Annotated in this window: 16 protein-coding genes and 1 tRNA gene; all 17 read left to right on the forward strand. The window is 59.6% G+C overall.

The genetic code is table 11. The annotated features are described in order from the left end of the window. The first annotated feature begins 14 nt into the window (after positions 1-14). On the forward strand, positions 15-992 hold the full coding sequence (gene mltG / locus FA702_RS15305; RefSeq protein ID WP_370385516.1) for an endolytic transglycosylase MltG: 978 nt from the start codon (positions 15-17) through the stop codon (positions 990-992). Beyond that, entirely contained in the window at positions 979-1,539 is a 561-nt protein-coding gene (locus tag FA702_RS15310) for a 2'-5' RNA ligase family protein (RefSeq protein WP_136956817.1), read from the forward strand. The genes mltG and FA702_RS15310 overlap by 14 nt, the downstream gene beginning before the upstream one ends. A gap of 119 nt (positions 1,540-1,658) precedes the next feature. Further along, positions 1,659-1,735 (forward strand) — tRNA-Met (locus tag FA702_RS15315). Positions 1,736-1,925: 190 nt separating this feature from the next. Continuing rightward, entirely contained in the window at positions 1,926-3,251 is a 1,326-nt protein-coding gene (locus FA702_RS15320; RefSeq protein WP_081095415.1) for an integrase arm-type DNA-binding domain-containing protein, read from the forward strand. A 372-nt stretch (positions 3,252-3,623) separates the two neighbouring features. Continuing rightward, positions 3,624-6,299 (forward strand): TonB-dependent receptor, encoded by a 2,676-nt coding sequence (locus FA702_RS15325; protein ID WP_255504598.1) that lies wholly within the window; start codon positions 3,624-3,626, stop codon positions 6,297-6,299. Positions 6,300-6,385: 86 nt separating this feature from the next. After that, positions 6,386-6,529, forward strand: coding sequence for a hypothetical protein (locus FA702_RS22815; RefSeq protein WP_168196078.1), 144 nt, complete (start codon positions 6,386-6,388; stop codon positions 6,527-6,529). A gap of 1 nt (position 6,530) precedes the next feature. Beyond that, a complete protein-coding gene (locus FA702_RS15330; RefSeq protein WP_157228455.1) occupies positions 6,531-7,955 on the forward strand; it encodes an aldehyde dehydrogenase family protein in 1,425 nt (474 codons plus the stop codon). Positions 7,956-8,031: 76 nt separating this feature from the next. Beyond that, on the forward strand, positions 8,032-9,666 hold the full coding sequence (locus FA702_RS15335; protein WP_136175472.1) for a GMC family oxidoreductase: 1,635 nt from the start codon (positions 8,032-8,034) through the stop codon (positions 9,664-9,666). Between the two features lie 129 nt (positions 9,667-9,795). Continuing rightward, positions 9,796-11,340, forward strand: a complete 1,545-nt coding sequence (locus tag FA702_RS15340) for a class I adenylate-forming enzyme family protein (RefSeq protein ID WP_026108915.1) — start codon at positions 9,796-9,798, stop codon at positions 11,338-11,340. Between the two features lie 66 nt (positions 11,341-11,406). Beyond that, complete coding sequence (locus FA702_RS15345; RefSeq protein WP_011415062.1) at positions 11,407-12,201, forward strand: enoyl-CoA hydratase/isomerase family protein; 795 nt, start codon at positions 11,407-11,409, stop codon at positions 12,199-12,201. Positions 12,202-12,244: 43 nt separating this feature from the next. Further along, positions 12,245-13,483 (forward strand): thiolase family protein, encoded by a 1,239-nt coding sequence (locus FA702_RS15350; protein ID WP_011415063.1) that lies wholly within the window; start codon positions 12,245-12,247, stop codon positions 13,481-13,483. A 37-nt stretch (positions 13,484-13,520) separates the two neighbouring features. Then, positions 13,521-14,666 carry an acyl-CoA dehydrogenase family protein gene (locus tag FA702_RS15355; protein WP_017499968.1) on the forward strand — a complete coding sequence of 382 codons (1,146 nt, stop codon included), beginning with the start codon at positions 13,521-13,523 and terminating at the stop codon, positions 14,664-14,666. A 105-nt stretch (positions 14,667-14,771) separates the two neighbouring features. After that, the gene (locus FA702_RS15360) at positions 14,772-15,674 is read left to right on the forward strand and encodes an SDR family oxidoreductase (RefSeq protein ID WP_011415065.1); all 903 of its coding nucleotides are present in this window, start codon (positions 14,772-14,774) and stop codon (positions 15,672-15,674) included. A 197-nt stretch (positions 15,675-15,871) separates the two neighbouring features. Beyond that, a complete protein-coding gene (locus tag FA702_RS23250) occupies positions 15,872-16,936 on the forward strand; it encodes a TonB-dependent receptor plug domain-containing protein (RefSeq protein WP_231679520.1) in 1,065 nt (354 codons plus the stop codon). After that, a complete protein-coding gene (locus FA702_RS23255; RefSeq protein ID WP_255504823.1) occupies positions 16,831-17,823 on the forward strand; it encodes a TonB-dependent receptor in 993 nt (330 codons plus the stop codon). The genes FA702_RS23250 and FA702_RS23255 overlap by 106 nt, the downstream gene beginning before the upstream one ends. 94 nt (positions 17,824-17,917) lie before the next feature. Continuing rightward, on the forward strand, positions 17,918-19,438 hold the full coding sequence (gene istA, locus FA702_RS15370; protein ID WP_032490240.1) for an IS21-like element ISRsp3 family transposase: 1,521 nt from the start codon (positions 17,918-17,920) through the stop codon (positions 19,436-19,438). Further along, complete coding sequence (istB, locus tag FA702_RS15375; RefSeq protein ID WP_006955904.1) at positions 19,428-20,207, forward strand: IS21-like element ISRsp3 family helper ATPase IstB; 780 nt, start codon at positions 19,428-19,430, stop codon at positions 20,205-20,207. The genes istA and istB overlap by 11 nt, the downstream gene beginning before the upstream one ends. Positions 20,208-20,264 lie beyond the last annotated feature (57 nt).

Below are 20,264 nucleotides of genomic sequence, written 5' to 3' on the forward strand. Positions count from 1 at the left end.
GGAGCCGGAAGATGATGTTTCGCGGCAAGGCATGGCTGCTGGCGCTGGCGGCGGCGATGGTGCTGCTGCTGGCCGTGGGCCGTTTTTTCTACACGTGGTACGGCCCCGGTCCCCTGGCCAAGGACACGACCTTCGTCGTGCCCGATGGCGTCGCGCTGTGGAGCATCTCGGCCAAGCTGGAGAAGGAAGGGGCGATCCCGTCGGCCTCGTCGTTCCGGGCGCATGCCAAGCTGTTCGGCAGCGACGAGCCGATCAAGGCCGGCGAATTTCTGCTGCCGCGCCATGCCAGCGCTTCGGAAATCCTCAAGATCTTGCAGGGCGCCGAAGGCACCATCCGCCGGATGGTGACCGTGCCCGAAGGGTTGCCGTCGATTATGGTCTATGAGCGGCTGATGAACCAGCCGCTGCTGACGGGCAAGGTCGCGGTGCCGGATGAGGGCTCGGTCCTGCCCGACAGCTACGCCTTCCAGCGCGGCGAAAGCCGCGAGGCGGTGCTGAAGCGGATGCAGGCGGCGATGGACAAGACGCTGGCCGAACTGTGGGCGAAGCGATCACCCGACACGGTGGCCAAGACCCCGCGCGACGCGGTGATCCTTGCCTCGATCGTGGAGAAGGAAACCGGCAAGCCTTCCGAGCGGGGCATGGTGGCCGGGCTCTATTCCAACCGCGTGCGCAAGGGGATGCTGCTGCAGGCGGACCCCACGATCATCTACCCGATCACCAAGGGCAAGCCGCTCGGCCGCCGCATCCGCCAGTCGGAGATCCAGGCGGTCAACGACTACAATACCTACACCATGGTCGGCCTGCCCAAGGGGCCGATCACCAACCCCGGCCGCGCTTCGATCGAGGCGGTGCTGAACCCGGCGAAGACCGAAGCGATCTACATGGTGGCAGACGGTTCGGGTGGGCACGTTTTCGCGTCCACCCTGCAGGAGCACAACGCCAACGTGGCCAAGTGGTTCGCGCTGCGGCGGCAACGTGGAGAGCTTTGACGCGGACGAGGCGGGGGAAGGGGCGCCGGCTGGGCGCGCCCCGCTGATCGTCACCGCCACGTTGCCGCCGGCGGAACACGCGTGGCTCGACAGCCTGCGGCGTGCCCATTTTCCGCCGGAGCGCAATGTCCTGACTGCGCACGTCACGCTGTTTCACGCGCTTCCGCCTTTTGCAGAGGAGGAAGCCCGGGCCTTGCTGGCGCGCGTCTGCGCGGACCATGCGCCGCCAGAGGCCCGGCTTTCCGGCGTGATGGACCTGGGCAAGGGCACGGCCTTTGCCATCGAGTGTGCGCCGCTGCTGGCGCTGCGGGACGACATCGCCGAGCATTTCCACGGCCTGCTGACCGCGCAGGACAGCCATCGCCCCCGACTGCACGTCACCGTCCAGAACAAGGTCGAACGCGTGGCCGCGCGCGCTTTGCAGGCCACGCTGGAGGCGGACTTCCGCCCGCGCGCGTTCCGCTTCGCCGGGCTGGCGCTGCACCGTTATATGGGTGGCCCCTGGCAGGACGTCGCGCGGTGGTCGTTCCGCGGGCGGGGCGGCTGAACCCCGCTCCAAAGCCCGGCGGAGAAACTTTCCCCGACCCGTGTTTCCCCTGTTGACCCCGCGCGGCTCCCCGCCTAAGAGCGCGGCCTGCCTTGCGATCCAGCGCGATCGCGCCATGGGGCGGAGTAGCTCAGCCGGTTAGAGCAGCGGAATCATAATCCGCGTGTCGGGGGTTCGAGTCCCTCCTCCGCTACCAACCCGGATTGTCCACCAGTGACCCACTGAGGCCACTGGCAGACATTTTTCGAGGAAAATCAAATATTTTTCGCGTCCCGTTGCGTACGCCGGCGTCCCGGTGCGACCGGCTGCGGCCACCCACGGCGATTTGGATTGGGGGTATTTTGGGGGTATTTTTCGGCTGTCCCCAAAACAGGCGATACCCCCAGATGGCTTTGAAAGAACTTGAGGTCAAATACGCCACCAAGCGGCAGCGCCCCTACAAGCTGTCCGATGGAGAAGGCCTGCACCTGCTCGTCCAGCCGAACGGATCGAAGCTCTGGCGCCTGAAATACCGCTTCGACGGCAAGGAAAAACTGCTGAGCTTCGGCAAATATCCGACCGTCACGCTGGCGATCGCCCGCGAGAAGCGGACCGAAGCCAAGCGGCTGCTCGATCAGGGTGAGGACCCCGCCGAGGCCAGGAAGCGGGCGAAGAAGCAGAGGGCCGCGCTCAAGCTGTTCGAAGAGATTGCGCGGGCCTGGCACGCCAATCGTATTGAAGGGCTGGACTCGGCCCATGCCCTGCGCGTCATCAACCGGATGGAGCGCGACGTCTTTCCGGTCATCGGGAAGCGTCCGATCACGGAAATCGACCCGCCCGAGATTCTCGAGATGATCCGCGCGGTCGAAGCGCGCGGCGCCCTCGATATCGCCCGTCGCCTCAAGCAGAACGTCAGCCAGATCTATCGCTTCGCGATCGCGAGCGGCTGGGCGACCATCGATCCGACGCTCGGCCTCAACGATGCGCTCAAGCCCAAGCCGCCCGTCAGGCACATGGCGCGCGTGCCGCTCGCGGAGTTTCCGAAGCTGGTGCGAGCGATCTTCGCCTATGACGGCGAGGACACGCCGCGCCGCCGCGAGATCACCCGTGACGCGCTGCTGTTCACCTTGCTCACATGGGTCCGAACCAGCGAAACCCGCTTCGCGGCCAGGGACGAGTTCGAGGATCTCTATGGACCGAACCCGCTATGGCGTCTGTCGCCGGAGCGCATGAAGATGGAACGTGAGCATCTTGTTCCGCTGTCCCGCCAGGCCGCAATGATCGTTCAGCGCCGCTTGCAGGCGACGAACGATGCGTTCCTCTTTCCCGGAGCCAAGCCTGGAAAGTCTATTTCCGAGAACACCATGATCTATGCCTGTTATCGGATGGGGTATCTCCATCGGCAGACGGTACATGGGTTTAGGGGGCTCGGCTCGACCTGGGCGAACGAAGCCGAACGCTACAAGCCGGATTGGATCGAGATGGCGCTCGCTCACGAGGACGAGGATGAGGTGCGCGGCGCTTACAACAGTGCGCTCTATCTCACACCGCGAAGGCGGATGCTCCAAGACTGGGCCGACGTGATCGACGCGGCAACCGCAGTGTCGAATGTCGAGAAGAATCCTATCGAGTTCTCACAATTCATGCGCTGTTCCGCTCCCATCCAGCACCTGCCACCAAGCGACCAGAGACAGCCGTATTGGCAACGCCCCCTTCGGGCGGCTTCGCGATGAGCCTCAAAAGTCAGAACCGCCGATTTAGAGGCGCGGTTTTCTGCCATAGTTGTTAGAAATATCAGCTACTTAGATGCATCCGCGAATAGTAGAATGAACTCCAAGAAACCGTATCTCACTACATCTCATCATAGCTGATTCCCCTTGCAACTCGACAAGGGAAACCGCCGGGACCGCCAATTACGCCGATACATCGTCTGGAAGGGCTCGATTGGGGCGAGCAGAACGCGCGCATCCGTCCCGATGGACGCGCTCAGCGTGACTAATTCAATGAAATATATGGGGTTATTTGCGTCGCCACGAAGCGTCAGCGGTGCAGGCTCATCAGTCCTTAATCAATGAGTGGGAGGAATAGTTCGCCAACAAATTGAATTGGACGATGAGCCCCAAGGCGCGGCAAATGGCGCCAAATCAAAAAATGCCGTGGGGAGGACAGTCATGGTCACAGCCTTTAGGACAAATTTGCTTTGTGCCACCGCGCTATCGATCGCGTGTGCGCTTGCAGTGCCGGCACATGCCCAGGACGCTGCATCGCAGGGCGAAAAGCCCGAGGCGCAGGAAGGTGGCCTTGAGACAATCGTCGTCACGGCGCAGAAGCGCGAACAGAATTTGCAGGATGTTCCAGCCGCCGTTTCCGCCATAGGCGGCGAGACGCTGCGCACGCGCGGCATCACGGAGACCTCAGACTTGATGGGCGCGATCCCCAGCCTGCAAGTCACCACTCCCTATGGTCGCACCCAACCGAATTTCTCGCTGCGCGGGATTTCAGTGGCGAACGAATTTTCCGCCTCCACTGCGTCGCCGGTTGGCGTCTATGTCGATGAAGTCTATCAGAGCTTCCGGGCGAGCCATGGCCTGCAACTCTATGACATCGACCGGGTCGAGGTACTGCGCGGACCGCAAGGAACACTCTACGGTCGCAACACCACGGGTGGCGCGATCAGCTTCTTCACGCGCAAGCCGGATCTGGGAGAGGCCAATGGCTATCTGACCGCCGGCTATGCCAATTACGACACTTTCACGGTGCAGGGCGCCGCTGAAGCGACGCTGGTTCCCGACATCTTGGGCGTCCGCGTCGCCGGTACTTTTGCAAAAGGGGATGGTTGGCAGCGCAATGTACTGCCTGGGAATGAGCGCGACCTAGGGACCACCGATACGATCGGCGGTCGTATCTCGATCCGCTTCCGGCCCGATCCCGATCTCGACATCAATTTGAAGCTCTATGCCGCGAAGGACGATCCATGGGGCACCGCGCCCTATGCAGGTGGTCAACTCGCGGGCGGGCAGGATGCGCTCGGCTATTCGCGTTACGATCCGCAACCTTTCCTAGGCGGGCGGTTGCTGCGTGACAATGAGGTCGCAGTTGATCGGGTAGGTAAGAACATCAGCAAGTCGAAAGGGATAGCCCTCAACATCAAATGGGATGTCAGCGACCAATTCTCCGTCACCTCGATTACCGGCTACGACACCGGCGACTATATCAACAATCCTGATGATTGCGATGGCGGCCCAGCCGATCTCTGCTCGATCGGCTACACGTCGACGAGCAAGAATTTCAACCAGGACCTGCGTTTCAGCTATTCGAACGACCGCCTCGATATCATTGCCGGCCTTTATTATGGCAGGGACAAGGTCAAGACGGTCAACTACCCGGACTTTTTCGGGGCGCTGAGGCCGCTGCTGCTTGGCGCCGGTCTTCCGGGCAGCTACAATAACGCCGCAATCGGAACGCCCGACGCGATCCGCTATATCCCAGCCTTTGCCGCCAATCCGGCGTTGGGGCCTGGCGATGCCGGATTCTGCGACGCGATCGAGATCAATCCCAACGGCTTCCTTGATGCACGCTCGCTGATTGCACTCCAGACCGACATCGCGATCAATAATACGGGCAATGGCGGCATGGGGGGTAGCTTTTCGGCGGGCTGCGCCGGGGCAGGCGCGCCTCCGTTCACCCCGATCCTCGGCGAACAGCGTTTTGACGTGTCGCGCCCCTCGAAGGCGATCTACGGCGACGTAACCTGGAAAGCGACCGAGCGGCTGACCGTGGCGGTGGGTGCACGCTACACCCAGGATAAGGTCAATTACCTTAACGGCAGCACTTTCCTCTATGCGCTCGACGGTACGACGCCGGTTGTCAACCTGATCCCCTACAGCAATCCATACAACCCCAATCTCGCGCCGCTTGAGCAGCGCGAAAAGGCAAACAGGCTAACCGGCCGTATCAATGTCAGCTATGAGTTCGCCGATGATATCATGGGCTATCTCCAGTACAGTCGCGGTTACCGCAGCGGCAGCTTCAACGGGCTTGCCTATCAGGGCGTCAATCAAGTCTATTATATCCAGCCTGAAAAGGTGAATGCATATGAGGCGGGGCTCAAAACCCGGCTGTTCGATCGCCGCGTCCAACTTAACCTCGCGGGCTTCTACTACGAGTATTCGAATCACCAAGTAACGCAGGTGGTCGGCGCTACAACCTTCACGCGCAGCGCCAATGGTCGCCTGTTCGGTGGCGAGGCCGAACTCGCCTGGCAGGTGGCCGATACGTTGCGTTTCGATGCTTCGCTGGGCTATCTCAACAGCAAGTACAAAGGCAATGTGATCGATCCGGCAAACCCGGCCAGCCCGACATTGAACGTCAACGGCAATCCCTTCCCGAACGCGCCGGAGGTTACGTTCCAGGCCGGATTCGACTGGGATATGATCGATGACGGCACCAACAAGCTGACCTTGCGCGGTGATGCGTCCTACATGGGCAAGTACTATTTTGATCCGTTCAAGAATTATGGGCAGACACCGTGCGATACACCCCCAGCGGGATCGAACATAACGCTCGCGGGTAAGGCGATTACATGCGCAAATCCGGGCTACTGGCTCGCCAATGCGCGATTAACCTATGCGCACGACAATATGTCGGTTAGCTTGTGGGCGAAGAATCTGTTCGACAAATATTACTACACCTACGGCCTCAACCTCAACGTGTTCGGCTACGATTATCTGAACCGCGGCATGCCGCGCACTTATGGCGTCGAAGCGACAGTCAAGTTCTGATCGCTGCTGCGACGGGGGCGGCGGGCATCCTCTCCCGCCCGCTGCCCCCGATTTTTTCGACCTGACTTTCAGACCGAGGAGTATCCATGATGCGTTCCACCGGCAACGGTCCCTCATTCATCGGCACGGCGTACAGAATCGAGCGCGCTGTGATCACTGAGATCGGCGCAGCTGAAAGCACCGCCCAGGCGAGCAGCGCCGAGCGGCCAGCGCGCCTCCGGACGATTTAACGTGGATGCGTCTCGGAACAGAACTGAGCTGGAACGAATTTTCGCGACCCAACGCGAAGGGACGCGTGAGCAGGTTTCGCGCAGCTACGAAGAACGCATGGACCTGCTCGGGCGCCTTGGCCGGATATTTGAGCAGCACAGAGACGAATTGGTCGATGCCGTTGCCGCCGATTTCGGCATTCGATCCCGCTACGAGACTATCCTGCTCGACCTGATGCTTGGCATATCGGAAATTAAATTTGCGCGCCGCAATCTGAAGACGTGGCTGAGGCCGCGGCGGGTGAAGACTGACATCTTCGGCCTTCCCGGTTCATCGCGCCTGGTCCCCCAGCCCCTAGGTGTGGTGGGCGTTCTCGGCACGTGGAACTATCCGCTCGGCACCATATTCGTTGGCGCGGCCGGTGCATTGGCGGCCGGCAACCGCGTGATCGCAAAGCCGAGCGAAGTTTCCGCCAACGCCGCCGAAGCCAGCGAGCGGCTTGTGCGCCGGTATTTCGCCGAAGAGGAATTCGCGATTGTCCAGGGCGGGCCCGACATGGCACAGGCGATGACGGCCCTACCTTTCGACCATATTCTCTTCACCGGTTCACCCGCGGTTGGCCGCAAAGTCTATGAAGCGGCGGCTGCCAACCTTACACCTGTTACTCTGGAACTTGGCGGCAAATGCCCTGCCATCGTGGGCAAGGGTGCATCGCTTGCACAAGTCTGTGAAAGCTTAGTGTTCGGCAAGCTGCTCAACGCCGGCCAGACCTGCATCGCCGCTGACTATGCCTTCGTCCATGTCGATCAGATGGAAAGCTTCGTCGCCGCACTCCGCGCTCAGGTTGCCAAATGCTACCCCAACGCGGCAAGCAACCCCGATTTCACCAGTATCATCAATGACCGACAGTTCGCGCGGCTCCAAGGTTTGCTCGATGATGCCGAAGCCAAGGGCGCGACGGTGCTCAACCTCTCGGACAACGGCGATGGAACGCTTCCTGAACGGCATCGGATCGTGCCGTTGGCGGTTCTCGACGTTACCGATGACATGGCGATGATGCAGGAGGAGATTTTCGGACCGATCCTGCCGATCATGCCATATCGCTCCGAAGACGAGCTCATTCGCTACGTAAACCGGCATGAGCGCCCGCTGGCGCTCTATTATTTTGGCGACGAAAGTGAGGAACGGCGCAAGATCATTTCCGAAACGCACGCTGGCGGCGTGACTCTCAACGGCACGGTCATGCACGTCTTCCAGCGCCGGCTGCCTTTCGGTGGCATCGGACAGAGCGGCATCGGTGCCTATACCGGCGTCGCCAGTTTCGAGCGCTTCACTCATTACAAGCCGGTGTTCTCTCAGCCGAAACTCAGCCTGCTTGGTCAACTTCTGCCACCCTATTCGAGCAAGACCGAAGGACTACTCAACATCTTCGAAAAGATCCTCTGACGTGGCTGCGGCGGTTGATGCTGGCATGTTGCATGACGCCGGGTCGCCAGCATGGGTCGAATGACAAGGGAAGCAAATGGCTGACTATGTAATTATTGGAGGTGGGTCGTCGGGCGGCGTTATCGCCAGCCGGTTGTCCGAGGACCCCGATGTCACCGTTTGCCTGCTCGAGGCAGGCGGCCCAGGCACCTCGCCGCTTGTGTCCACGCCCGGCGCTTTTGCGGCGCTGATCCAAGACTATCGGATCAATACGCTCAACTGGCGGTTCAACACCGACCCTTCAAAGGCGCTCAACGACCGCCGCCTCTACAATCCGCGCGGGAAGATGCTGGGTGGATCGAGCGGTATGAACGGGATGGTCTATATCCGCGGCGACCGGTCGGATTTCGACCACTGGGCCGAACTCGGCAACGACGGCTGGGGTTACAACGATGTCCTGCCCTATTTCCGCAAGGCTGAGAATAATGAGCGCGGTGAGGATGAGTTTCACGGCTCGTCGGGACCGCTTCACGTATCCAACGGCAAGCGCGAATTCGATGTCTATGATGCTTTCATCGAGGCGGCGACTGGACTGGACCATCAAGCCAATCCGGACTTCAATGGTGCCAGCCAGGAAGGTGTCGGCATCTATCAGTTTACCGTGAAGGACGGGAAGCGCGCCAGCGTGAAGGCGTGTTACCTTGATCCGGTGATGGGCAGGCGCGGCAACCTCCGCGTCGAAGTACATGCCCGCGTCCATCGTATCAGGTTTGAGGGCAACCGCGCGGTGGCAGTCGAGTATTCCCAGGACGGGCAGTTGAAGACGATCCCGTGCGAAAAGGAAGTCATTGTCAGCGGCGGCGCCTATAATTCGCCCCAACTGTTGATGCTTTCCGGTATCGGACCGCGTGATGAGTTGGAGAAGCATGGAATCGAAGTGATTCATGATATTCCCGGTGTCGGCCAGAATCTTCACGACCATCCTGACCTGATGCTGGTCTACCAGTCGAAGAAGCGGCTCGGGATCGCACTCAATGTCGTTGGCGCGCTCAAGACCGTGCGAGACCTATTCCAGTATCTCACGCAAAGGAAAAGCTGGCTGGCATCGCCGCCCACGGCTGCAGGCGGTTTCTTGCGATCCGCGCCGGGGCAGAACCGGGCGGACTGCCAGGTCCATGTCGTGCCGCTCGCCTATCGCGACCATGCGCGCGACTACAAGCTGATGACGAAATGGGGCTATACGATCATTCTCAATATTGGGCGCCCAAAGAGCCGCGGCTGGGTTGCCTTACATGACTCAAACCCCGAATCCGATCCCAAGATTGACCTCAATCTCTTGAGTCATCCCGACGACCTCAAGACGTTGCGCAATGCCTTCCGTGTCGTGCAGGAGATCCTGCATTCGGATCGCATGAAGGCGATGATGAAACGGCCTCTCTATCCTGACCGCTACCTTGAAACTGATGAAGAGATCGACGCCTATATCCGGGCAGAAGCCAATCATGCTTATCATCCGGTGGGAACATGCAAGATGGGCACCGACGAGATGGCGGTGGTCGACAACCGCCTGCGCGTTCACGGCCTCGCAAATATCCGCGTGGCCGATGCCTCGATCATGCCATCAGTCGTCAACGGCAACACCAATGCAACCTGCATCATGATCGGCGAGAAAGCCGCCGACATGATCCGGCACGATAATATGAGCAGCAAGAATAGCATCGCAGAATATTGAATTGGACGATTGGATCAATGCTGCAGACACAGATGCTTACGAAAAGAAGTCCGGAGAGGCCTATCGCATGTCAGTTTATTATGTGTCGACTGCGCCATTGTGGGCGAGCGCCTTAGAGGAGCGCGGCTGATGGACGTCCGTACGCAAATACGTCGCGCCGCACGTTATTTCGCCCAGCAAGAGGCTCTCGTTCACGGCCACAGGCGGTTGACTTTCTCGGAAGCCTGGTTGCGCGGCGTGAAGCTCGCAAATGCTCTTGCGGAGTGCGGCCTTCAACCGGGTGACCGGATTGCTACGCTGGAGAAGAACTCCATCGAGGCCGCCGACATCATACTGGCGGCTGCCATTGGAAACTATACGCGTGTTCCTCTCTATGCGCGCAACCGATGTGAAGCGCACGCCCATATGATCGCGAGTACCGGATCTCGGTTGGCGCTGGTCGATGAGGCATTGGCTTCGGAGTTGGCGGGGCTGGATGCCCAAGCTCCGACGCTTGAGCGGATCATTATCCGCGATCACAACTATGAGAATTGGTTGGCGACAGCCTCGGACCGGGATCCTGATCCCGTCGTCGCGCCGGAGGACTATTGTGTCATCCGCCACACCGGCGGCACGACGGGCAAACCCAAGGGCGTTGCCTATCGGCACCGTTCATGGATGACGATCTCCGCCGCATTTTTCAGCATCGGCCCCCAAGTGGCCCCAGGGGATGCCATTCTGCATGTCGGCCCGTTGTCCCATGCATCGGGCTTCCTGTTCGTGCCGGCCTGGTATTGCGGCGCCCGCAACGTGATGATGGACGGCTTCGATCCAGCGTCCTTTCTTGACACTCTCGAGCAGGAACGGATCAGCCATGCCTTTGTAGCCCCCACCATGCTCAATGCCATAGTGCATCACGACGGGGCATATGGCCGCCACTTTCCGAATTTGAAGTTTCTGCTGAGTGCTTCAGCGCCGATCTCCGAGCCGACGCTTCGCAAGTCGTGCCAGATATTCGGGAATCATGTTCTTCATTCGGGCTATGGACAGACCGAAATCCTGCCCATCGCGTCTATGGGGCCCAACGAGTGGTTCGGCGAATTTGAAGGTTCTGCCCCAATTCGGGCGGTCGGACGTCCCATGAGTGGCGCCGATATCGAAATCCGTAACGAGGACGGAAAGGTGCTGGGACCAAACGAGCCCGGCGAGATCGTCGCACGGTTCGAAAATGGCCAGATGGAGGAATTCTGGAACGATCCGGAGGAAACCGCCCGGCGCATGGAAGATGGCTGGGTCAAAACCGGCGATGTCGGCATGATCGACACAAACGGATTTTTGTATCTGCTCGATCGCAACAACGACATGATCGTGTCAGGCGGCTTCAATATCTATCCCACCGAAATCGAAAACGTAATTGCCGACCATCCCGGTGTACTCGAGGTCGCGGTCTTTGGCGTGCCCCATGAAAAATGGGGTGAAACGCCGCTTGCAATGGTGCGTGTCAAGCCCGGAGCACAAATCACGGAGACCGAGATAATAGATTTGGTGCGCCAGCGTCTGGGCTCCGCAAAAAAGCCAAGCAAGGTCGTTTTTACCGCCGAGCCACTGCCGTTGAGCAATGTCGGAAAGGTGCTTCGTTCAAAGCTTCGAGAGCCCTATTGGGCGGGCCAGGACCGGCGCATTTCGGGGGCATGACCGACGCAGCCATCCTAGCCACATCCTCTATTCCGGTGACCGCCTGCCGGCGCGCGGGAGACTGCAATGGACTATGAATACATCCTGGTTGAGCAACGCGGCCCAGCGCTTTGGGTGACCCTCAACCGGCCGGCAGCGTTGAACAGTCTGTCGTTGGCTTTGGCCGAGGAACTCGCCGCAGCGATCGAGGCAGCGGAAGCAGATGCGACGGTGCGCGCTTGCATTCTTACCGGCGCCGGACGGGCGTTTTGCGCTGGCGCGGATCTGCTCGCAATTGGCGATGGAACAGGCGGACAAACTCTCGCCGAACGCTTAAATCTGTTTCTGCCGCCGCTCGGTCAGGCTTTTAACAGGATCGAGACGTCGCGCCTTCCGATAATTGCGGCGGTCAACGGCCTTACGCTCGCCGGCGGCTTGGAACTGGTGTTGTGCTGTGATCTCGTCATTGCCGCGCACCCGGCCAGATTTGGCGACGCCCATGCAAATTACGGCCTGTTGCCCGGCGGTGGAGGGTCGGTTCGACTCCCTAGGAAGATCGGCGAAGCGCGTGCGAAACATCTGATGATGACCGGCGGGACCATCTCGGCTGCCGAGATGAAGGAAGCCGGACTCGTGACCCAACTGGTTGCTCCCGAGGATCTCATTGCGGCAGCGCAAGCGCTGGTAGAATCTCTTGCAGAAAAGAGCCGGCCAGGGCTCGCCTACATGAAGCAGCTAGTCCGCGCTGCGCAGGATAGCTCGCTCGAAGTCGGGCTGCGTCAGGAACTCGAAACCATGGCTGCTTACGCCTTGTCCAACGACATTGTCGAAGGACTGGCGGCATTCCGGGAGAAGCGGAAGCCCGATTTTTCCGACCGGTGAGACCTGATCGGATGCGGAACACATTGGAAGAATGGATCAACGAATGACCGACATATTCGTCATGGGGGTTGGGATGACCCCGTTCGGAAAACAGTTCGACAAGAGCCTGAAAATGCTCTGCGCCGAAGCTTCGTCGCAGGCCTTTTCCGACGCAGGATGCACCGCCGGCGATGTCGAAGCCATCTTCTTCGGCAATTGCGTCCAGGGGCATATGGAGGGCCAGGACATGATCCGCGGCGAAATCGTGGCGCGAGCGATGGGCATCTCAAGCGTTCCCGTGGTGAATGTCGAAAACGCATGTGCGACGGCTTCCACGGCCTTGCACATGGCCGCCGCCTATGTTCGATCGGGGGCAGCGGATGTCGTACTCGCGCTCGGCGCGGAGAAGATGTACTCGCCCGACAAGGCGCTCATGTTCAGTGCATTCGATGGCGCTTGGGACGTGCATGAAACCGAGTCGGGCCGCGCGCAGCTGCTGGCCATGGGCAATGGCGTCGATGTTCCGGAAGGAACGACATCGAGTCAGCCTTACAGCGTTTTCATGGATGTATACGCCGCGATGGCACGCGCGCACATGAAGACCTACGGCTCGACGCAAGCGCAAATCGCGGCCGTCTCGGCGAAAAATCACATGCATTCGACGCGCAATCTGCTTGCCCAGTATCGCCTCCCATATACCGTCGAAAGTGTACTCGCTGCGCCTCCGATCGTTTACCCGTTCACACTGCCGATGTGCTCCCCGATCAGCGACGGCGCCGCCGCTGCGATCATCTGCAGCGAAGCCGGTCGGCGCAAACTGTCGGCAGCCCCGGACAGGGCGCTAAGAATCCTGGCGTCTGTGCTGCAAACCGGCGCCGCGCGCGATCCCTTTGATTATGACCACCATGTCAGCCGCCTTGCGGCGAACCGGGCCTATGCGATGGCCGGCGTGGGGCCAGAAGATATTGGCGTCGCGGAGGTGCATGACGCCACGGCGGTTGGCGAGATCATTGAAATCGAGGCGCTCGGCCTGACGCCGCCTGGCGAGGGCGGACTCGCGGCAGAGCGCGGTGAGACGGCGCTGGGTGGGCGTATTCCGGTAAACACGTCGGGCGGGCTTGAATGCAAGGGACATCCGATCGGCGCCACCGGGCTCGGCCAAATCTACGAGCTTGCGCTGCAATTGCGCGGCGAGGCGGAAGATCGACAGGTTCCGAATGCCCGGTTCGCGATCGCGCAGAACGGCGGAGGTGTCATCGGGGTGGAAGAGGCGGTGGTCGCCGTCACGATCCTGGGCCGGTAGTTGTCAGAGCGCGCCTAGGGAAACACGGGGTCACGATATGAACTTTGAGCTGTCCGATGAACAACGCATGGCGGTGGAAACCGTCCGCCGCTTTCTCGACAACAAGCTTGAGCCGGAAATCCGCCGGCATGGGGAGCGATTCATCCCCAAACCGCTCATGAAGGAATGGACTCAAGCACTGACCGGCTATGGCCATATTACCGCACCGCATCAGGAGCAATGGGGCGGGCTTGATATGGGATGGCTCACTCATCTGCTCATTTTCGAGGAGATCGCCTATTCCTCGCTCGATGTGGCCATACCCGGCTTCATCAACGCGGTTGGCGCAGAACTCATCCGCCGCTTCGCCCCGGAGACGATCAAGCAACGCTATCTTGCCGACCTCGTCGCGGCCGAGAAGTTCGTTTCGCTCGGCATCTCGGAGCCCGATGTCGGCTCGGACGTCGCCGCCATCAAGACACGCGCCGTACGAGACGGCGATTTCTGGGTCATCAATGGCGAAAAGACCTGGATCACCAACGGAGCCTACTCGGACATCTTCATCTGTACGTGCAAGACTGGCGAAAATGAAGTCACTCACATCCTGGTCGATCGTGACGAGAGTGAGTATGAGGTGCGCGATATCCAGAAGATGGCGCTCAACGGCCAATCGACTGCACAGATATTCCTGTCCGATTGCCGCGTACCGGTGGCAAACACGATCGGCCGGGTCGGCGATGGATTGCGCAATACGTTGCAAGTGTTCGAGATTGCCCGCTGCCATATGGCGATGTGGAGTATCGGCATCGCACGGCGAGCAATGGATGAGGCGATCGCGTACGCTCGCGATCGCGCGCAGCATGGCAAGAAGATCGCCGGCCATCAGCTGATCGCCGACAAGATCGCCATCATGGCGACCAAGATCGACGCAGCCCGTCTGTTGACGCACCGGGCAATATCCCTCGTCCAGGCGGGCACGCGCGCAGAGACGGAATGCTCGATGGCCAAGTGGTACGCCACCGAAATGGCGATCGAAGCGACGCGCGATGCGCTTCAGATCCATGGCGGCAACGGCGTCACCCGCGAATTCATCGTTGAGCGGCTGGTGCGTGAGGCGATCATTTGCCCCATCCCCGATGGCACGACGGAGATTCAAAAGCTTGTTGTTTCGCGCGCCCTGACCGGCATTCAAGCCTTTCGGTAAGGCTCAGACGAAAACGACAGCGTCGACGGAAATGGAGCCGCGTGCCTGACTCGCACAGGATCAAATGCGCAGATGCGTCGCTCAGGTAAAAGAGGCAGACAAGCGATGGACGAAGAGCTTCGTTTCGATGGCAGGGTAGTGGTTGTGACCGGAGCCGGAGGCGGACTTGGGCGCCAGTACGCGCTGATGTTTGGCGGGCGCGGAGCCAAGGTGGTGGTGAATGATCTGGGTGGCGACGAGAAAGGGAGCGGCAGCTGCTCCACAGCCGCTGACAATGTGGTCGACGAAATTCGAGCCACGGGCGGTCAGGCGGTGGCAAATTATGCGTCGGTCGAGGAGGGCGCGCTGATCATCCAAGCCGCGGTTGACAACTTCGGAACCGTTGACGTCGTCATCAACAATGCCGGCATCCTGCGCGATGTGAGCTTCCACAAAATGACCGACGAAGACTGGACACTGCTTCAGCGGGTCCATCTGAATGGGACGCGGGCAGTGACGCAGGCAGCATGGCCGATACTGCGCGACAAGGGCTATGGCCGCATCGTCATGACCACGTCTGCAGCCGCAATCTACGGCAACTTCGGTCAGGCCAACTATGCCGCAGCCAAGCTCGGAATATTGGGGCTTGCGAACGCGCTGGCGGAGGAGGGGCGGTCCAGAAACATCCAGGTTAATACGATCGCCCCAATCGCCGCATCGCGTATGACCGCGACTGCCTTTCCACAAGAGTTTCTCGCCAATCTCAGAGCGGAAGCGATCAGTCCATTGGTCGGTTGGCTTGCGCACGAGAATTGCAGCGAAACCAAAGGGCTTTTTGAAGTTGGAGCCGGCTATATCGCCAAGCTTAGGTGGGAGCGCGCGCTTGGGCACGCCTTCGGAGCGGACAGGGCGTTCACGCTCGATGATGTCGCCCGGCACTGGGGTAGAATTGTCGACTTCACGGATGCCGAGCACCCGCTCGGGCTGAATGACAGCCTTGAGGCGGTAGAACGGGCGCTGAGAGCGTAATCAACCCGATGAATTACCATGATATTTTTGAGCGGCCGTCGGGCTGCCGATGGCGTCGTGCTGCCGCCAGATATCGATGAGCAGCAGGAATAGTTCTGCAGCGAATTGAATTGGACGACGGCCCTCAAATGCCGCCAAACGGCATGAACTACACAATATCTCCTGGGAAGAGAGGATCAGCCATGAGAGGATGTCTATTGGCTTCTGCCGCGTTGTTGTGCTCGGGAACAGCATTTGCCCAGGAAGCAACGCCCCAGGCGAACGACCAAACCGGGAGCGCCACGGAAGCGCTGGCTGAGGACATTGTCGTTACCGCCACCAAAAAGGGCTATGGCGAAAGCGTGCAGAAAGTACCGATGGCGGTCACGGCTTTTGGTGAAGCGCAGCTGGATGCCAAGTTCGTCCAGAATCTTCAAAGTCTGAGCTACGACGTTCCCAACGTCCAGCTCGAGGATGTGGGTACGGCACCGGGCTATGCCAATTTCACTATCCGGGGCCTCGGCATCAACAGCACGATCCCATCGATCGACCCCACCGTAGGCGTTTTCACTGACGGTATTTACCTCGGCATCAACGCTGGTGTCGTGCTGGACAACTTCGACCTTGAGGGGATCGAAGTTCTGCGTGGACCGCAAGGCTTGCTTTTCGGTCGCAACGTTACCGGCGGTGCCGTGGTTGTGCGGACCACGCGGCCCAGCTTCGATTTTGGAGCCAAAGCCAAGCTATCCATTGAAACGGGACTGAAAAAGACCGTAAGCGGCACGGTTACCGGACCTATCGTCGATGACGTTTTGGCTGCCAAATTGGCCGTCTACTACAGCGACGACAATGGCTGGTTTCGCAACCGCTTCGACAATCGCAGCTTCGGTAAATCACATGACCTTATCATTCGCCCGGCACTTTCGCTCAAGGGTGGCGACCGCTTCCGAATGGATCTCCGCTATGAGCATGGCGATGTCGAAAGCGATGGAGCCCCTGTCCAGAGTCACGCGCTGTTTCCCGCGACAGCTTCAGGTTTTCGATCAATTTCCCAGGTTTCTATGATGCCAAATGGGACCAGGCGATCGTGGAAACCAACATCGATGTCGGTCTGGGCGAAGGCGTCTTCACCAACATCGCTGGCTATCGGAAATTCCGATCCTCCGCGGGCGCTGATATCGATGGAACACCACAGTCCTTCTTTCATGCCTTTTTCGAAATCGACCAGGATCAACTCAGCGACGAACTTCGTTATGCCGGAAGGTTCGGTGACGTCGAATTGACAACCGGTCTATACTATTTTTCCCAGGATCTTCGTTACGCCGAGCTGCGGAATCTTTTGGGCGGTGCTCGGATCGTTTCCGGTGGGGGTACGCAAGACCAGACAACATGGGGCATTTTTGCTTCGACCGACTGGCATTTCACCGATACGCTGACCTTGAATCTCGGCGCGCGGTATAGTTGGGAACGCAAAGCCGTTCGGGTCTCGGCCTTACGCGCAAATGGTTGCAATCTAGACACGCTGATCTGTGCAACCAATTTCGCCGACGCGGCAAAATGGCGAGGGTTTACGCCGAAAATCGGCCTTCAGTGGAAGCCGGATGACGACACGCAGATTTATGGCCTTTACACGCGCGGGTTCCGCAGCGGCGGATATAATTTGCGCAACACCGATCCCGCTGTGCCGCCGGGGCCATTCAATCAAGAGACCCAGGACAGTTTCGAACTCGGCGCCAAGAAGCAATTCGGGCGCCACCGGATCAACCTGGCGGCCTTCTACAATCGCATGAAGGACCTGCAGCGCGAGATCAACCTGCCCGGACCGCTTGGCGTCAGCCAGGTCATACGGAACACCGCCGACGCCACAATCAAAGGCGTCGAGGCCGAGGGGCAGTTTTTTCTTTTGTCCAACCTCGTGATTTCGGGTCAGCTCGGCTACGTGAATGGCCAGTATCGCAACGTCCAGTTCGACCTCAGCGGTGATGGCGTCATCAACGATGTGGATCGTGCGCTCAAATTGCCAAGGCTGTCGCCATGGACCTATGGCGTGGGGCTGACTTATGATCAGCAGCTTGGCGAATTGGGGACAGCAACGGCGCGTGTCAGCTTCACGCATCGCGACAAGGCGGCATTCACCGACAACAACGTCGGCTTTGTTGAGTTGCACTGAGAAGTGACCCGGGAGGGTTATAAGTTTTCACTGAGAATTGACCCATGTTTTCCTCGCCCCTGGCTGACAGTCAGGAGGCATCGGAGTGATCGACATGGACCTACTCAGTGTGATCCGCCGCTGGCATTTTCGGCAAGGCATCCCCATTCGCGAGATCCGGCGGCGGACTGGATTATCGCGCAACACGATCCGCAAATATCTGCGCGATGACGCGGTGGAGCCGACGTTCAAGGTTCCCAAACGGCCGAGCAAGCTTGATCAGTTTGCAGAAAAACTGACGACGTGGCTGCGGGTGGAATCTGGCAAGTCGCGCAAACAGAAGCGAACAGCCAAGCAGCTACATGCAGATCTGGTTAAGCTGGGCTACGAGGGATCATACAGCCGTGTTGCCGCCTTCGCCCGCTCGTGGAAGACCGAACGCCAATATGAAAAGCAAACCAGTGGGCGCGGCACATTCGTACCGCTGATCTTCCAGCCCGGTGAGGCCTTTCAGTTCGATTGGAGTGAAGATTACGCCCTTCTGAATGGCCGGCCTACCAAGCTGCAGGTGGCCCATACCAAGCTCTCCCACAGTCGGGCGTTCATCACGCGAGCCTATCTGCTGCAAACGCACGAGATGTTGTTCGACGCACTGACGCAGGCCTTCCGGGTGCTGGGCGGCGTGCCTCAGCGTGGAATATTCGACAATATGAAGACGGCTGTAGACCGGATCGGCCAGGGCAAAGTCCGACAGGTCAATGCGCGGTTCGCTGCCATGGCCAGCCACTACCTGTTCGAAACGGATTTTTGCAATCCGGCCTCAGGCTGGGAGAAAGGTCAGGTCGAGAAAAACGTTCAGGATGCGCGTCGACGGTTATGGCAGCCAATGCCCAACTTCCCAGATCTTGATGCCCTCAATGCCTGGTTGGAAGAGCGGTGCATCGCACAATGGGGAGAAATCCAGCATGGCGTCCTCCCCGGCACAGTTGCCGATGTGCACGCCGTTGAGATTATCAGCCTGATGCCGATGGGGCGGGCCTTCGATGGCTTTGTCGAACATACCAAGCGCGTGTCGCCGACCTGCCTGATCGCGTTCGAGCGCAATCGCTATAGCGTTCCTGCATCCTTTGCGAACCGGCCAGTGAGCCTGCGGGTCTATCCTGATCGGTTGGTCATCGCGGCCGAGGGGCAAATCTTGTGCGAGCACAACCGGATTATCGACCGTTCTCACCAGAAGCCGGGGCAGACGATCTATGACTGGCGGCACTATCTGGCAGTTGTTCAGCGCAAGCCTGGCGCTTTGCGCAATGGGGCGCCATTCCTCGAAATGCCCGAAGCCTTCCGGCAACTGCAGGGGCATCTGCTCAAGCGGCTCGGTGGTGACAGGGAGATGGTCGAAATCCTCGCCCTTGTTCTACAGCATAACGAACAGGCTGTGCTCAGCGCCGTCGAACTGGCCCTCGAAGCTGGGGTGCCGACCAAAACCCACATCCTCAATGTTCTGCACCGCCTGATCGATGGCAAGGCTCCACCGGCATCCCCAATCGATGCCCCGCAGGCCCTGCGCCTCGCCCAGGAGCCTGTTGCCGATGTCGAACGCTACGACACGCTGAGGGCGTTACGCCATGCGTCATGATCCGGCCAGCGCCGCTGTGGTTGTCATGCTACGTGGCCTCAAAATGTATGGCATGGCGCAAGCCGCTGGTGATCTGATCGAGCAGGGCGCGCCAGCCTTTGATGCTGCCGTTCCGATCCTCTCACAGCTTCTCAAGGCGGAGATGTCCGAGCGGGAGGTCAGGTCCATTGCTTACCAGATCAAGGCAGCCCGGTTCCCGGCCTACAAGGATCTGGCAGGCTTCGACTTTGCCGTCAGTGAGGTCAACGAGGCGCTCGTGCGTCAACTTCACCGTGGTGACTTTATGGATAGCGCCGACAACGTCGTACTGATCGGCGGACCAGGCACCGGCAAAAGCCACATCGCGACGGCTTTGGGCGTCCAGGCGGTTGAGCATCACCGCAAAAAGATCCGCTTCTTCTCCACCGTCGATCTGGTCAATGCGTTGGAGCAGGAAAAGGCCGCAAACAGAGCGGGCCAGTTGGCCGAGCGTCTGTTGCGCCTCGACCTCGTCATCCTTGATGAGCTGGGATATCTACCCTTCAGCCCTTCAGGCGGGGCCATGCTGTTCCATCTGCTCAGCAAACTCTATGAGCGGACCAGCGTTGTTATCACCACCAACCTGAGCTTCAGCGAGTGGTCCAGTATCTTTGGCGATGCCAAAATGACCACCGCCCTGCTGGATCGCCTCACGCATCATTGCCATATCCTTGAAACCGGCAATGACAGCTTCCGCTTCAGAGCCAGTTCCGCCGCCCCAAAATCCAGAAAGGACAAATCACCCGCTTGACCCTGCTCGTCGCAGGCAGCACATCATCCACGCCCACCCGGGTCACTTCTCAATGAA

Origin of the sequence: Novosphingobium sp. EMRT-2 (assembly GCF_005145025.1) — a bacterium.
GTDB lineage: Bacteria > Pseudomonadota > Alphaproteobacteria > Sphingomonadales > Sphingomonadaceae > Novosphingobium.